Origin of the sequence: Gemmiger formicilis, assembly GCF_900167555.1 — a bacterium.
GTDB lineage: Bacteria > Bacillota > Clostridia > Oscillospirales > Ruminococcaceae > Gemmiger > Gemmiger formicilis.
Map to the genome: position 1 here is coordinate 113,705 of NZ_FUYF01000004.1, position 15,419 is coordinate 129,123.

At 62.7% G+C, this 15,419-nt stretch carries 16 protein-coding genes and 1 pseudogene; 16 read left to right on the forward strand and 1 reads right to left on the reverse strand.

Annotation, left to right across the window (positions count from 1 at the left end; all coding sequences use genetic code 11):
- The first annotated feature begins 4 nt into the window (after positions 1-4).
- The 16 genes and pseudogenes from recJ to B5D32_RS05190 all read left to right on the forward strand — a co-directional run bounded on the left by recJ (position 5) and on the right by B5D32_RS05190 (position 13,872).
- Positions 5-2,038: a single-stranded-DNA-specific exonuclease RecJ gene (recJ, locus tag B5D32_RS05115; RefSeq protein ID WP_078784027.1), complete on the forward strand. Its 2,034-nt coding sequence runs from the start codon at positions 5-7 to the stop codon at positions 2,036-2,038.
- 66 nt (positions 2,039-2,104) lie between these two features.
- Positions 2,105-4,285: a RelA/SpoT family protein gene (locus B5D32_RS05120; protein WP_078784028.1), complete on the forward strand. Its 2,181-nt coding sequence runs from the start codon at positions 2,105-2,107 to the stop codon at positions 4,283-4,285.
- A 186-nt stretch (positions 4,286-4,471) separates the two neighbouring features.
- A complete protein-coding gene (gene dtd / locus B5D32_RS05125; RefSeq protein ID WP_078784029.1) occupies positions 4,472-4,927 on the forward strand; it encodes a D-aminoacyl-tRNA deacylase in 456 nt (151 codons plus the stop codon).
- A 22-nt stretch (positions 4,928-4,949) separates the two neighbouring features.
- Positions 4,950-5,555: an MBL fold metallo-hydrolase gene (locus tag B5D32_RS05130; protein ID WP_078784030.1), complete on the forward strand. Its 606-nt coding sequence runs from the start codon at positions 4,950-4,952 to the stop codon at positions 5,553-5,555.
- On the forward strand, positions 5,555-7,015 hold the full coding sequence (gene hemZ / locus B5D32_RS05135) for a coproporphyrinogen dehydrogenase HemZ (protein WP_078784031.1): 1,461 nt from the start codon (positions 5,555-5,557) through the stop codon (positions 7,013-7,015). The genes B5D32_RS05130 and hemZ overlap by 1 nt, the downstream gene beginning before the upstream one ends.
- Positions 6,978-7,904, forward strand: coding sequence for a uridine kinase family protein (locus B5D32_RS05140; protein ID WP_078784032.1), 927 nt, complete (start codon positions 6,978-6,980; stop codon positions 7,902-7,904). Before hemZ ends, B5D32_RS05140 begins: the two co-directional genes overlap by 38 nt.
- A 122-nt stretch (positions 7,905-8,026) precedes the next feature.
- The gene (locus B5D32_RS05145) at positions 8,027-8,491 is read left to right on the forward strand and encodes a zinc ribbon domain-containing protein (RefSeq protein ID WP_227594984.1); all 465 of its coding nucleotides are present in this window, start codon (positions 8,027-8,029) and stop codon (positions 8,489-8,491) included.
- Between the two features lie 108 nt (positions 8,492-8,599).
- Positions 8,600-9,292 carry a MazG family protein gene (locus tag B5D32_RS05150; protein WP_078784033.1) on the forward strand — a complete coding sequence of 231 codons (693 nt, stop codon included), beginning with the start codon at positions 8,600-8,602 and terminating at the stop codon, positions 9,290-9,292.
- A 38-nt stretch (positions 9,293-9,330) separates the two neighbouring features.
- Positions 9,331-9,636: pseudogene (locus tag B5D32_RS05155) on the forward strand (HU family DNA-binding protein); the annotation flags it as partial.
- Positions 9,637-9,708: 72 nt separating this feature from the next.
- A complete protein-coding gene (locus B5D32_RS05160) occupies positions 9,709-9,954 on the forward strand; it encodes an RNA-binding S4 domain-containing protein (RefSeq protein ID WP_078784035.1) in 246 nt (81 codons plus the stop codon).
- A 93-nt stretch (positions 9,955-10,047) separates the two neighbouring features.
- A complete protein-coding gene (locus B5D32_RS05165; protein WP_078784036.1) occupies positions 10,048-10,365 on the forward strand; it encodes a YabP/YqfC family sporulation protein in 318 nt (105 codons plus the stop codon).
- Positions 10,366-10,845 (forward strand): hypothetical protein, encoded by a 480-nt coding sequence (locus B5D32_RS05170; RefSeq protein ID WP_078784037.1) that lies wholly within the window; start codon positions 10,366-10,368, stop codon positions 10,843-10,845.
- A 42-nt stretch (positions 10,846-10,887) separates the two neighbouring features.
- A complete protein-coding gene (locus tag B5D32_RS05175; protein ID WP_159446990.1) occupies positions 10,888-11,187 on the forward strand; it encodes an FtsB family cell division protein in 300 nt (99 codons plus the stop codon).
- A 70-nt stretch (positions 11,188-11,257) separates the two neighbouring features.
- Complete coding sequence (locus B5D32_RS05180; RefSeq protein WP_078784039.1) at positions 11,258-11,740, forward strand: S1 RNA-binding domain-containing protein; 483 nt, start codon at positions 11,258-11,260, stop codon at positions 11,738-11,740.
- Positions 11,741-11,907: 167 nt separating this feature from the next.
- Positions 11,908-13,047, forward strand: a complete 1,140-nt coding sequence (locus B5D32_RS05185; protein ID WP_078784040.1) for a THUMP domain-containing class I SAM-dependent RNA methyltransferase — start codon at positions 11,908-11,910, stop codon at positions 13,045-13,047.
- A gap of 3 nt (positions 13,048-13,050) precedes the next feature.
- Positions 13,051-13,872 carry an NYN domain-containing protein gene (locus B5D32_RS05190; protein WP_078784041.1) on the forward strand — a complete coding sequence of 274 codons (822 nt, stop codon included), beginning with the start codon at positions 13,051-13,053 and terminating at the stop codon, positions 13,870-13,872.
- A gap of 178 nt (positions 13,873-14,050) precedes the next feature.
- On the opposite strand, the gene B5D32_RS05195 is transcribed toward B5D32_RS05190, so the two are convergent.
- Positions 14,051-15,409 carry an SH3 domain-containing protein gene (locus tag B5D32_RS05195; protein WP_078784042.1) on the reverse strand — a complete coding sequence of 453 codons (1,359 nt, stop codon included), beginning with the start codon at positions 15,407-15,409 and terminating at the stop codon, positions 14,051-14,053.
- Positions 15,410-15,419: the final 10 nt, after the last annotated feature.

Below are 15,419 nucleotides of genomic sequence, written 5' to 3' on the forward strand. Positions count from 1 at the left end.
CTGTATGAATTACCCTGCGTGGCAACTGAAAAAGGCGGACCCCGCGGCGGAAACCTCGCTGGCCGGGGCCGGGTGCGGCGTACTGCTGCGCCGGGTGCTGGCCGCCCGCGGCTGCACGGACCCCGCCGCTGCGCAGGCCCTGCTGGGCCAGGGCGAACCGCTGAGCGACCCGTTCCTGCTCACCGATATGGACAAGGCTGTCGTCCGTATCCAGGAAGCCATCGAAAATGAGGAGCTCATGGTCATCTACGGTGACTATGACGTCGATGGCATCTCGGCCACGGCCATTTTGTACGAATGTCTCACCAGCCAGGGCGCACACGTCCGCTGCAAGCTGCCTACCCGCGGCTCCGGCTACGGTCTGACACGCGCGGCGCTGGAATCACTGGCGTCCAAGGGCTTCAAGCTCGTCGTGACGGTAGACAACGGCATTTCCGCCGTCGAGGAGGCCGCCTGCGCAAAGGAGCTGGGCCTTGACCTCATCATCACGGATCACCACCTGCCGGGCGACACGCTGCCAGACGCCATCGCCGTTGTCGACCCCAAGCGCCCCGACGACGAAAGCCCGTTCAAGGACCTGTGCGGCGCGGGCGTGGCGTTCAAACTCTGTGCCGCGCTCGAGGGCTGCGACCCCGCCGAGCTGTTGGAAATGTACGGCGAGCTGGCGGCGCTGGGTACGGTGGCCGATGTCATGCCGCTGGTGGGGGAGAACCGCACGATTGTCCGCGAGGGTCTGTCCCTTTTGCAGGACACGATGCGCCCCGGCCTGCACGCGCTTTTGGAGAGCGCCGGCTGCGGCGGCAAGCCCGTCACGGCGGACACGGTCAGCTACAGTTTGGCCCCGCGCCTGAACGCTGCGGGCCGCATGGACAACGCCGCGGTAGCGCTCAAGCTGCTGCTCTGCGGCGACGAGGATCAGGCCACCGGCATAGCTGAACGCCTGGCCGAGATCAACACCGAGCGCCAGCAGACCGAACAGCAGGTCTTTGCCGCTGCTTTGCAGGCGTTGGAGGCAGACCCCGCCCGCACCCGGGACCGCGTGCTCGTCGTCAGCGGCGAGGATTGGCACCCCGGCGTCATCGGCATCGTGGCGGCGCGGCTCATGGAGCGGTTCAGCCGCCCGGTCATCGTCATCTCGATGCACGAGGGCGAGGGCCGCGGCAGCGGGCGCGCACCGGACCCGTTCGATCTGCACAGTGCGCTCGCCGACTGCGCACAATATCTGACGCGGTTCGGCGGCCACGCCGCCGCGGCGGGCGTTGAGATAGAGGAAGAAAATCTTGCCGCGTTCCGGCAGACCATCAATGCCTGGGCCGCGGCCCACGCCGCCCCGCCCGAGGCCGTCAGCCTGCGGCTGGACGCCGCCGCCACGCTGGGTGAGCTGAATCTGGAAAACGTCGGCGAGCTGGCCCGGCTGGCACCCTTTGGCCGCGAGAACCCCACGCCCGTGCTGCTGGTGCAGCATGCCTTTGTGGACGGCATCTGGCCGATGGGCGCGGAGGGTCGCCACACCCGCATCCGGCTGCGGCAGGGCAGCGACACGCTGTTTGCGTCGAGCTTCGGCATTGCGCCGCAGGCGTTTGCCTATCCCGTCGGCAGTGAGGTGGAGGCCGCGCTCGAGGTCTCGATCTTCAACGGGCGCAGCGGGCCGATGGTGTCCGCGCACCTCAAGGCTATCCGCCCTGCGGAGCTGGGCAATACTCCCAGTGAACAGGCCGCGTGGTTTGAGGCGTTCCGCACCGGCGGCAGCCTCGACGCGGCCCGCGCCGCCGCGCTGCTGCCGGCCCGCGCTGACACGGTATCACTCTACCGGCGTATCCGCGGCGGGCATGTGGCCGCGGCGGATCTGCAGCCGGTTTTTGCGGCGGAGGGGCCGCAGAACACCGGCAAGACGCTGGCAAGCCTGACGGCGCTGCAGGAGCTTGGCCTGATTGAGGAGCAGGAGGGCCGCTGGCTGCCCGTGCCCGTGACGGCTAAGCAGGACCTGGCCAGTGCGCCGGTGCTGCAAAAGCTGGCGGAGCTGGCAAAACAGGCATGAGCGCCCTACAGAATGCCCGAAAAAGCGCTGTGCAAGACAGATAGAAAACGGAGAGGGGAACGGACTATGGAAAACACAAACGTGCAAGAAGTAAAAATGCCCATCACCTATGACGATCTGAAAAAGAGTCTGGTTGACAGCGGCCGTCCCTATGATTTTGCTATGATCGACCGCGCCTACGCGCTGGCCGAAAAGGCCCACGGCGAGCAGCGCCGCCGCAGCGGCGAGCCGTACATCTGCCACCCGCTTTCGGTGGCGCAGATTTTGGTGGAGCTGGGCATGGACAGCGAGAGCATTGCCGCGGCCCTCATGCACGATGTGGCCGAGGACACGCCGGTCACGGTGGCCGAGATCAAGCAGAAGTTCGGCCCCGAGGTCGCGCTGCTCGTTGACGGCGTCACCAAGCTGACCCAGATCAAGTTCTCGAATGTCGAGGACCGTCAGGCCGAGAACCTGCGCAAGATGCTGCTGGCCATGAGCCAGGATGTCCGCGTCATGATTATAAAATTGTGCGACAGACTGCACAATATGCGCACCGGCGACGCCTGGCCCGAGCAGAAGCGCCGCGACAAGGCACTGGAAACGATGGAGGTCTATGCCCCCATCGCGCACCGCCTCGGAATTTCCAACATCAAGGAGGAGCTCGAGGACCGCAGTCTGCACTACCTTGACCCTGTCGGTTATGAGACGATCCGCGACCTGCTGAATAAGCACGGCGACGAGTTCCTGCATCAGGTCTGCCATACGATTGCCAGGCATCTGTCCGAAAACGGCATCCAGAAGGCGACCATCCGCCACCGCGTCAAGAGCATCTACGGCATTTACCGTAAGATGTATATGCAGAATAAGGATTTTGAGGAAATTTATGACATTTACGCTGTGCGTATCATCCTCGACAACGTCCCCGAGTGCTATACCGCGCTGGGGTTGATCCACGATATGTACCACCCGCTGCCCAACCGCTTCAAGGACTACATCTCGACCCCGAAGCCCAACGGCTACCAGTCCCTGCACACAACGGTCATCGGACGCGAGGCCATCCCGTTTGAGGTGCAGATCCGCACCTGGGACATGGACCGCATGGCGGAGTACGGCATCGCCGCGCACTGGAAGTACAAGGCCGGCATCACAGGCAGCAACGACAAGCTGGACGAGCGCCTGGCCTGGGTGCGCCAGCTGCTGGAAAGCCAGCGCTCCAGCGCCGACGCCACGGATTTGCTCAGCGACATCAAGAGCGACCTGCTGCCCGAGGAAGTGTTCGCCTTCACGCCGCGCGGCGACGTCATCAACCTGCCCGCGGGCGCGACGGCCATCGACTTCGCCTACGCGATCCACTCTGCTGTCGGCAACAGAATGATCGGCGCGAAGGTCAATAACCGCATCGTGCCCATCGACCACAAGGTCCAGACCGGCGAAATTATTGAGATCATCACCGGCTCCGAGAACCGCGGCCCCAGCCGCGACTGGCTCAACATCGTCAAGACGAGCGAAGCCAAGAACAAGATCCGCAACTGGTTCAAAAAGGAACGCAGAGAGGAAAATATCCAGGAGGGCCGCGACGCGCTTGAGCGCGAGATGCGCCGCAACCTCATGACGCTGACCGACGAGCAGCACGACGTCTTTATGGAGGCGCTGGCCCGCCGCAATCGCTGCAACAGCGTGGAGGAAATGTACGCGGCCATCGGCTACGGCGGCCTGCAGATCTCCCGCATGCTGCCCAAGCTCAAGGAGGAGTACACCAAGCTGCAGGCTACCGAGCCGAAGCCGGTCACGGTGGAGCTCAAGCGGATGCATTCCTCCGACGGCGTCATCGTCGAGGGCATCGACAACTGCCCCATCAAGTTCGCCAAGTGCTGCTCTCCGCTGCCGGGCGATGAGATCATCGGCTTTGTCACCCGCGGCTTCGGCGTGTCTATCCACAAGCGTGACTGCGCCAACGCCCGCGAGAGTATGCGCCACCCCGAGAACGCAGACCGTTGGGTCCACGCCTACTGGGACGAGGCGGAGAAAGAAAACTACAAGGCTACGTTGGATATTGTTTGCATGGATCGCGCGAACCTCGTCTCTGACGTGGCACTGGCACTGGGCGATATGCGCGTGCCGATCTACTCTCTGACGGCCCGCGCCGCCGAGCAGGGCCGCGCCCGCATGGGCGTGACCGTCGGCATCACCAACACCGAGCACCTGAACAGCGTCGTGGCAAGACTGAAAAAGATCAAGGACGTTGTGAGCGTGACGAGGAACTGAGCGCTCTTGGCCCCCTCTGTGAGGGGCTCCCGCCGCAGCGGGTGGGGGGGAGGGAGGCAAGGGCACCGTAGGGGCGGATTCCATATCCGCCCGCAGACCTTGCCGCAGCCGCACACGGCCACGGGCGAGCAATGCTCACCCCTACCCCCTCGTTTTGCAGGAATATACAAATAAGGAGATTTTCCTATGCGAGCAGTCATCCAGCGCGTCACCCGCGCAAGCGTTACCGTCAACGGGGGCGAGCCCCGGGCCATCGGGCCTGGCCTTGTCATCCTGCTGGGCGTGCGCGATACCGACGACAGCGCCATTGTGCCCAAGCTGGCCGAAAAATGCGCCCACCTGCGCATTTTTGAGGACGAGGACGGCAAGCTGAACCGCAGCGCCGTCGAGTTGGGCTATTCGGCACTCGTCGTCTCCAACTTCACGCTCTACGGTGATACGTCCAGGGGCAAACGCCCGAGCTTCATCCATGCCGCCAGGGGCGAGCTGGCCGTGCCGTGCTATGAAAAATTCCTCGAGGAGATGAGCCATCAGGGCCTTAAAGACCTGCAGCACGGGGAGTTCGGCGCGGACATGAAGATCGACCTTGTAAACGACGGCCCCGTCACCATCGTCATCGACACCGACGAGTGGAAAAAGTAAGCATAATTTAAGGGAGGACGCAATGAACATCCAGCATATCCACGGCGTTCCGCCGCTGTACACGAATACCTTTTTAATTATCACCAACGCGAAGCACGGCGTCCTGATCGATGCCGCCGCCGAGCCGGGCGTCTATCTGAAGGCGCTCGACGAGGCCGGCGCGCCGCTGACGCACATCCTGCTGACCCACGGCCACTATGACCATGTCGGCGCAGTGGCCGCGCTGAAAAAGGCGACGGGCTGCAAGGTCTATATGGACCCGGTTGACGCGCAGGGCAGCCAGCTGCTGCCGCTGACGCCCGACGTCCTCACCGACAACTGGCCCGCGAACGACGAGCTTACCATCGATGAGCTGACGTTTACAATCTATCACACGCCCGGCCACACCGGGGGCGGCGTCTGCCTGTCCTGCTACGGGCTGCTGTTCAGCGGTGACACGCTGTTTGCAGGCTCCTGCGGGCGGACGGATTTCCCCGGCGGCAGCATGCAGGAGATGGCAAAAAGCCTGTCCCTGCTGGCAGAGCTGCCGCTGCCGGATGCAACAAAAGTCCTGCCCGGACATGAGGGCTTTTCCACCCTCGGGCAGGAGCGCAGCACCAATCCTTACATGAATGGGGCATGGTACTAATGCAGATCATTTTACGCGGCCCCGCAGCGGGCTATGAGGCCGAACACACCGCACGGCTGTTTTTCCCCGACGCAGAGAAGGCGGAAAATCTGCCGCAGGACAGTGATTTTGTGCTGGCACAGAGCCATCTCTGCACCGACACGATCCTGCTGCGCCTGCACGGCAGGCTATACTGGAAGATCGCCCTGCGCCCGCAGGGCGCAGACCCCGAGTACACGCTCTGCAGCCTTTTGTACACGCTGCTGGGGGAGGTCACCGGCAGCACGCCGCCCTGGGGCATGATGACCGGCGTGCGCCCGGTGCGCATCATTCACGACATGCGCGCAAGCGGTGCCACGGAGGATGAGATCCGCGCACGGTTCCTTGACCACTTTGCCTGCACACCGGAGAAATTCGCGCTGGCCCTCGGCATTGCCGACCTGCAGAAGCCGGTGCTGGACGCCGCTGACCCGATGGATTGCAGCGTCTACGCGGGCATCCCGTTCTGCCCGACGCGGTGCAGCTATTGCAGCTTTGTCTCCCGCACGGTGGGGGACAAGGCGACCCGCGCCCTCGTCCAGCCCTATGTGGACAAGCTCTGCGCGGAGCTGACCGCTATCCGCGAGACCGCGGACCGCTGCGGGCTGCATATCCGCACGTTCTACATCGGCGGCGGTACGCCGACGAGTTTGTCTGCCGCGCAGCTCGAGCAGCTTATGTCCCACATTGCCAAAACGTTTGATTTAGCGAAGCTGGACGAGTACACCGTCGAGGCGGGCCGCCCCGACTGCACCGACGCCGAGAAGCTGCGAATCATAAAAAAATACGGTGCTACACGCATTTCTATCAATCCGCAGACCTTTTCTGATCAGGTGCTGCAGAACATCGGGCGCCGCCACACCGCGCAGGACATCATTGACTGCTTTGCGGCGGCCCGCGCGGCAGGGCACAAAAACATCAACATGGATCTGATCGCGGGTCTGCCGGGGGATACCGTCGAGGGCTTTGAGGCCAGCCTGCGTCAGGCCATTGCGCTGGACCCCGAAAACATCACGGTCCACACGCTGACCCTCAAGCGCGCGTCCAACATCGTCGTGGAGCACCGCGCCGCCGACTACGCCGATGTGGCCGCCATGCTCGGCAAATGCAGCCTGCTGGCCGACGCCGGTTACCGTCCGTACTATATGTACCGCCAGAAGGGCACGCTGCAAAATCTGGAAAACATCGGCTGGGCCAAGCCCGGTTTCGAGTGCCTCTACAATATTTATATAATGGAGGAGGTCCACACGATTCTGTCCGCCGGTGCGGGCGGCTCCACCAAGCTCGTCATTCCGGGGCAGCGCCGCGGCAAGATCGAGCGTATCTTCAACTTCAAGTATCCGACAGAATACATTGACCGCTTTGCGGAACTGCTGGACCGCAAAAAGGCCGTGGAGGATTTCTATGCACGTTACACATCGCAAACGCTTTGTCAGTCGTGACCTCGTCGCGCTGGCGGCCCGCCGCCCGCAGGAGCTGGCCGCTCTGAGCGAGGCCCACTACCATGACCAGATCGAGAGCATCGCGGACGAGGTGCTGGCCGCGGGGCAGCGCATTGTCATGCTGACCGGTCCGTCCGCCGCGGGCAAGACGACGTCCGCGCACAAGATCGCTGACGCTATCGCCGCCCGCGGGCACCGCAGCCAGGTCATCAGCCTTGACGATTTCTACATCGGGGAAGGGAAATACCCCAAGCACCCGGATGGCAGCGACGACTACGAGAGCCTGGAGGCGCTTGACCTTGAAAGACTGCACGCCTGCCTGAAGGAACTGTACAAAACGGGCGTTTGCGACGCACCTGTGTTTGATTTCACGATTCAGCGGCCCAGCGGCACCCAGCGCATCGACGCGCGGGACGGCGTGGTCATCATCGAGGGACTGCACGCACTGAACCCCGCCCTGACCGAGGAGCTGCCCGAAGATGCAGCACTCTGCCTGTACGCGGGTCTGCGGGAGGAATACGCCGACAGCCGCGACGCGCGCTGCCTGGCCACGCGGGACATCCGCCTGGCACGCCGTCTGGTGCGGGACTGCCTGTTCCGCGGCCACGGCGCAGCGTTTACGCTGGGGCTGTGGGGCCATGTCTGCGCGGGCGAGGACCGCTATATCAAGCCCTACAAGCCCCGCGCCAATCTCCTGCTGGACACGACCCATACCTACGAAGTCTGCCTGTGGCGTACCGTGCTGGACGCCATGCCGGCAGACCCGGCGCTGACCGCCACCCAGGCGCGCCAATTGGCCGCCCTGCGGGAAAAATTTGCGGCGTTCCCGGCGCTTGGCACCGAACTGGTGCCCCAAAACAGCATGCTGCGGGAGTTTATCGGCAAATAATCCTGCACAATTCACGGAAAATATACATTTGCGCGTTGCAAACCGCACCGCAATGGGCTATAATAGACCTAAATCGCACGGCAGAACTGCCGCGACAGGGCTAAAGAAAGAGGTGCTTAACTATGTTTGAACTGGATATTGAGATGCTGAAGGAGCAGGGTCTGCAGTTGGTGGATTCCGCCAAAAAGACCGCACAGGATCTGGCAGATAAGGGCAAGAACAAGCTGGATCTTCTGAACCAGCAGGCGCGCCTGTCCAAGGCGCAGCGTCAGCTCGGCGCATTGGTCTACAGCCTGCACAAGGCCGGTGAGGAGAACCCCGCCCTGGTCGAGAAGTATATCGACGCCGTGGCTGAGGTCGAGAAGGCCATTGAGGAGATCAAGGCCAACATGACCGACGACGAGCGCGCCGAGGTCGAGGCCCAGGAGGACGCCGAGAACACCGAGCCCGAGGCAGCCCCCGCCGAGGACGAGGAAATCGAGGAAGAACCCATCCAGCTGCGCGGCGAGACCAAGACCTGCCCCGTCTGCAAGGCCGAGGTCGACGGCGACGCCCTGTTCTGCAACCACTGTGGTGCTCAGCTGTAAAATACGGCAGAACGAAACTTTTGCAGGAGAAACGCTGCCAACACTTGACAAATCCTGCGATATGTGTAAAATGAAGCGTATTGCATTTCTGCCCAAGCGGAGAGGTCTATGAACGCATACCCTGAAAAACAGCACTACACGGCGGACGATCTGGTAGCAATCATTGCGATCCTGCGTGACCCGGACAACGGCTGCCCGTGGGACAAGGTGCAGACGCACCGGTCTATCCGGATGAATTTTCTGGAGGAAGCCTACGAGGCTGTGGATGCCATTGACCTCGACGACCCGGAACTCCTGTGTGAGGAGCTGGGGGACGTGCTGATGCAGGTCGCCTTTCATGCGCAGATCGAGCGGGAGGCCGGGCATTTCACCTTTGCAGAGGTCTGCGACGGTGTCTGCCGCAAGCTGCTTGACCGCCATCCGCACATTTTTCGTGGGGACGAGAGCATAAAAGACTGGGATTCGCTCAAGAATAAGGAAAAGGGCCGCCTGACACTGGCCGATGACCTGGAGAGCGTGCCCGGTGCGCTGCCTGCGCTGATGCGTGCCGCTAAGCTGCAAAAGCGCGCAGCCCGCTGCGGCGTGGAAACAGCAGCCGCACCTGCGGACATCGCCGCCGCAGCCGAGACCGCCGTCTCCACTGCGGACAAGGCCATGGCGGAGCAGGCAGTGGGAGAGCTGCTGTTTACCGCTGCCGCGCTGGCGCGCCAGGCGGGGGTTGACCCCGAGCAGGCGCTGCAGAAGCGCAATGCCGCGTTCCTTGCAGAGCATGCAGGCCGCGCGGAAAACCAGGAGAGCTAAGAAGTGAGCCGAGCGGACGGAGATTTCCGCAGCCGCTTTTTGCTGATATAATACTTTGGAGGTATAATACTATGACGAAAGTTGAACTGATCGCCGCTGTTGCGAACGATGCGAACCTGACCAAGAAGGATGCCGAGGCTGCTGTCAACAGCGCCCTGAACGCCATCACTGCTGCCCTGAAGGACGGCGACAAGGTCACGCTGGTCGGCTTTGGCACTTTTGAGGTCCGCGAGCGCCCCGAGCGCAAGGGCCGCAACCCCCAGACCGGCGCCGAGATCACCATCGAGGCTTCCAAGCTGCCCGCCTTCAAAGCTGGCAAGGCTCTGAAGGACGCCGTTCAGTAACTTAAAACGGAACCCGGTCCGCCCCGTCACAGCCTGCGACGGGGCGGTTTTGTATGAGTGAAAGGAAAAATCATGCGTCTGGACAAATATTTAAAGGTCAGCCGCGTCATCAAGCGCCGCACCCTCGCCAATGAGGTCGCCGACGCCGGGCGCGTGCTGGTCAACGGCAAGCCCGCCAAGGCCAGCTACACGGTCAAGATCGGCGACATCATCGAGGTCACCTTCGGCAACCGGCCTGTCAAGATCCGCGTCCTCTCCGATGTCGAGCAGAAGGGCAAGGACGTTGCGCGGGAGATGTTTGAGGTGATCGAGGGGTAAACGGCCAGAGGGGCTTCGCCGCGCACAGCCCGGTTCTACTTTCCCCTCCGCCTGCATACATTACCATTGTAAACAAGCAGGGGAGGAACCGCCATGCCGGAAACAAAATTGGAGTCGCGCACACCCCGCGCGGTTGACACCGCCCAGCCCCAGCCGAAAAGTCACGGCCTGGCGCTGAAGGACCGCCGCCATCTGGCTGTGACCGGCGTCATCCGGGTCATCAGCTGCGACGAAAACGCCGCTGTGCTGGAAACGCCGCTCGGCAACCTGACCGTCGGCGGGCAGGAACTGCAGATCGGTGAGCTTTCCACCCAGAGCGGCCAAGTGCAGCTTTCCGGTAAGATCGAATACCTGCAGTATGCCGAGAACCAGCAGTCCGGCGGCAGTCTGCTGGCGCGGCTCTTTCGGTAAATGGCCCCGTCGCCCGCGCCGTGGGCCGTGCTGGGGGATGTGCTGTGGTGCTTAGGGCTCGGCTGCCTGCTCGGGGCCGCGCGGGATGCTGTGCGGCTGGCACTCGGGGAGGGGCCGGTGCGGTGCTTTTTCCGGGACATAGCCGTGTTTGCCGCGGCGGCGGTGCTCGTCTGCGGGTTTGCCGCCGGGGCCAGCGCGGGCGGTCTGGCCCGCTGGTATATGAGCGCCGCCGTGCTGCTGGGGGCCGTCAGCTGGCGGTGGGCGGTGCAGCCTGCCGTGCACCGCGCGGCGGCAGCACTGGCGGAGCTGGCGTGCAGACCGCTGCGGCTTGTACACAAAATGCTCGTCAGGCCCGCACAAATGCGCTTACAAGCGGCCCAAAGCCGCCGCCGCGCCTGCCGCAAAGCAAAAAAATCTGCTAAAATCAAAAAATCCGCCGAAAAACGGTTGCAAAAACCGTCGAAAGTATTATATAATTAGCCATACGTAGTAATGTGCATGTCTTGGAAGGGGGCATCCCAGATGAGAAAACGCAGCGGGCTGTCCCGCACCCAGTTTCTGGTGCAGTGGGTCGTACTTCCGGTGCTGGTCATCGTAAGCGCCGCTATGTTTGTAGGGCTGGTCAGGAACCAGGTCTCCATCGCGGCCAAGCAGCAGGAGCTGCAATCGCTGAAGAACCAGCTGGCGGCACAGGTCACGGAAAATGCCGAGCTGTCCGGCACGCTCGACCAGGGTGAGGACGCCATCATTGAGCGCTACGCCCGGGAGCAGGGCTACGCCAAGCCCAATGAGCGCGTCTTTGTGGACATCAGCGGCAAATAACATCGTTTTCAGCGGGGAAGCTTTGCGGCAGCCCCCTGTAATAAATTACATTTTAAAGGGGTATCATAGTTTGGCATTACAAGTTGGGGATATTGTCGAGGGCAAGGTCACTGGTATCAAGCCGTTCGGCGCGTTCGTTTCTCTGCCGGAGGGCAAGACCGGTCTTGTCCACATCTCCGAGGTTTCTTACGAGTTTGTGCAGGATCTTTCTGCTGTGTTGAGCGACGGGCAGACGGTTTCCGTCAAGGTGCTTTCCATCGCACCGGACGGCAAGATCGCCTTGTCCATTAAGCGCACCCAGCCCGCACCGGAACGCGCACCGCGCCAGCCGCACGGTGAGCGCAGCGGCAACGGCGGTGATCGCCGCCCGGCCCCGCGCCCCAAGCGCGAGGAAAAGCCCCGCGTGTGGCAGCCCAAGCCCGCCGCCCCCCAAGGCGAGATGAGCTTTGAGGACATGATGGCCCGTTACAAGACCCGCAGTGAGGAGAAGATCGCAGACCTCAAGCGCGTGACGGAGAACCATCGCGGTGGATATTCCCGCCGCCGCGGCTGATTTGGCCGCAGAAACCACAGTACGAACGGCCCTATCCTGACGGCTGTCAGCCGCCGGGCTGGGGTCTTTTTGCAATTTTAGAATGTAGGGGGAGGTCATTGACCGCCCGCGGGCGAGCAATGCTCGCCCCTACAAAATAACCGGCACATCAATAAGAAAGGACACCTATGTCTACACTTTATACCATGGTCGCGCCCTGCTTTTTCGGCACGGAGTCGACGCTGAATTTTGAGGTCAAGCGTCTGGGCGCACAGAACATCCAGGTCACCGATGGCCGCGTGGCGTTCCAGGGCGGGGCGGACGTTATCGCCGCCGCCAACCTGAACCTGCGCACGGCGGAGCGCGTCCTGCTGCTGCTGGCTACCTACAAGGCCACGACGTTTGACGAGCTGTTCGACGGCTGCTACAACATCGCGTGGGAGGACCTGCTGCCCGCCAATGCGGCGTTCCCGGTCAAGGGCTCGAGCCTGTCCAGCCAGCTGTCCAGCGTGCCCGCCTGCCAGAGCATCGTCAAAAAGGCCATCGTCAAGCGCCTGATGCACGGCCACAAGGTCGGCACCCTGCCCGAGGACGGCGCACTGTACAAGGTGCGCTTTGCCCTGCGCAAGGACACCGTGGAAATTTACCTCGACACCTCCGGCGACGGCCTGCACAAGCGCGGCTACCGCAAAAACGCGACGCTGGCCCCCATCAAGGAGACGCTGGCCGCCGCCATTGCTGACCTGGGCCGCGTGCGCCGCGACTCCCTCGTGCAGGACCCGTTCTGCGGCTCCGGCACGCTGGTCATCGAGGCTGCCCAGAAGGCGCTGAACCTGGCCCCCGGTCTGCGCCGCCGCTTTGCCGCCGAGCACTTCGACTTTGTGCCCGCCGACATCTGGGCAGAGCAGCGCCAGAAGGCCCTGGACGAGGTGCGCAAGGACGCTGCGTTCGAGGGCATCGGCTACGACATTGACCCCGCCGCCGTGGCACTGGCCAACGCGAACGCCAAGCTGGCGGGCGTGGGGGACCGCTGCCGCTTTGAGGTCGCCGACGTCAGGGAATTCCGTGCACTCGACAATGCCACCGTCCTGACGAACCCGCCCTACGGCGAGCGCCTCGGCGACGCATCCGAGGCCGCCAGCCTTGCCAGAACGCTGGGCCAGGTCTGGCAGGCGCACCCCGCGCAGGGGCTCTATGCCATCACCGCGGACGCCGAGTTTGAGCAGCACTTTGGCAAAAAGGCCGCGCGCCGCCGCAAAATTTACAACGGCATGATCCCGTGCCAGCTCTATATGTACTTTGAGCAGCCCAAGCGCGAGAGGAAGTAAGCGATGGAAGACCTGAAACTTGCGATCCTCATTGATGCGGACAACATTTCGCCCAAGTATGTCAAGGTCATTCTTGACGAGGCCGCGACCTTCGGCGTGGCCGCCTGCAAGCGCATCTACGGTGACTGGTCGGATGTGCGTCTCAAGAGCTGGAAGGACGCGCTTTTGAACAACTCCATCATCCCCATCCAGCAGTATAGCTATACGACGGGCAAAAACGCGACGGACTCCGCCATGATCATTGACGCCATGGACCTGCTCTACGGCGGCAATCTGGACGGCTTCTGCATCGTCTCGTCGGACAGCGACTTTACGCGGCTGGCCGCCCGTCTGCGTGAAGCCGGAAAACTCGTCATCGGTATGGGCGAGAGCAAAGCGCTCGGCCCCTTCGTCAAGGCGTGCGACCAGTTCAAATACCTGGATCTGATCCTCGACCACGGTGAGACCGACGACACCGCGCCCGCAGCCCCCGCCGCCGAGGCCGCCGCCCGCGCCAACGCCGGGGACGACACGGCCATCAACCGCGATTCCATTGGCCGCATCATCCACGGCCTTATTGATGAAATGGACGACGGCACGGGCTGGGTGCGCACCTCCCGCGTCGGTGACCAGCTCATCAAGCGCTACCCGGACTTTGACGTGCGCAACTTCGGCTCCAAGAGCCTGAACAAATTCCTGGCATCCCTGCCGGAGCTCGAGGTCGAGGAGCGCATTCTGGCAAACGGCAACCCCATCCAGTTTGTCCGTGTGAAGCCTGTACCGAAGCCGGTCAAAAAGCCTGCGCCGCGAAGAACGGCAAAGCGCACAGCGCGCAAAAAGAAGTAAGGGAGAGATTCGTCTCTTCCGTCAGACTGCCGAAAAAGGTGCGTTCACCCCTTGGCCCCCTCTGCGAGGGGGCTCCGCCCGCAGGCGGTGGGGGAGAGAACTGTGCGGTTGCCCGATGCAAACCGACCACCGCAAAGCAACAGCCCCGGACACATCGCGTGTCCGGGGCGTTTTCATTTTAATGTCCCAAAACCAGAAAATCCTGACTGACCCAGCCAAATTTACGTCCGTATTTGACAAGCGCCCAGCCGGGGGCAGTGCTCAGAGCGCCGTACAGGCGCACCTGCGCGGAATCGGAAAGCTTGTCGAGAATGTCGTATTCCAGCCCCGGCCCGGTACGCACGTTTAGACGCTCACCGGCAGTATCCACCGAGAAAAATACAATATCCGTCCGTGTGGGCCGCGTGTCGGGTGCGACAATGCTTTCCGGCAGGTCGTCCAGCGGGTCGGGCTTCGTCACGCCGGGAATAGAATATTCGTGCCAGCCGTCGCCCAGCCTGACCCAGGCCGTGCCGCCGTCCCACACAAGGCCGTCATACGCGCAGGGGACAAATTCTGCTCCCGTGGAATCCAGCAGACCGAACTTTCCGTCCCGGCTCACCGGCGCATAGCCGTTTAGCAGCGGGGCGGCGCGGCGGTAGACCAGGGGTTCCTCTGTGTAATAGTCTGGGGCATAGACGCTGTCATAGCAGGGTTCTGTTACCTCGCGCCCGGCAGTGTCCAGATATACCCATTTGCCGTCGCGCTGGGCGGGGGCCAGCGGTGCATCAAAGAAAAAATCTGCGGCTGTATAAATGGAATCGTTGGCGGCAGTGCCGTCTTTATAACGGTAGGCGTATTGCCCATCGCTGACAAAATAATACCAGTCGTCGCTCTCGCGGTGTATTGTACCGCCGCAGGTGGGCACAGGGCCGTTGGCGCTGCCGCTGTACCGCAGCAGATCATCCTCTGTCGGGGCGCTGAACTCGCCCGGGCCGAGGCTGCCGCTGTATATGGACACAGTATGCTCCTGCAAATAGACAAATTCCAGATAGCCGTCGCCGTCGTGCCCGTCACAGATCACACCATCGCCGCAGGCTTGCAGCTGACGGGCATATTCCTTTCGCAGCGCGTCGGCAGCCTCCCACGAAAGACCGTTTGTGTAGTCGTGCCAATGGCGGTTGCCGAGACCACATTCAAACAGCGGCTCCGGCGCGCGGCAGGGCAGAACCTCACTGCCGTCGCTGCGCATCAGGCCCCACTTGCCGTCCTTGCACATCGTGTAGTATTCGACCTCGGGGTAGGACTGCAATTCCCGAGAATAGCGGAGGAGCCGTATCTCATCGTAGTCCAGCACCGCCGCGCCGGTTTCCACGAGTCCCTGCGGCGGCACGGCGTCAGCTGTGGGTGCGGGCGTCGCCGCGACCTCGGCTGTTTCCCCGGTCTCCGTAGCGGCGGGGGTGGGTACAGCAGTGGGCGTTACGCTGCCGGGCACATCCGTCCCGGCGGTACAGCCCGCCAACAGCAGGGCAGACAGAATGCAGAGCCAAAGCTTCATAGCAGCACAC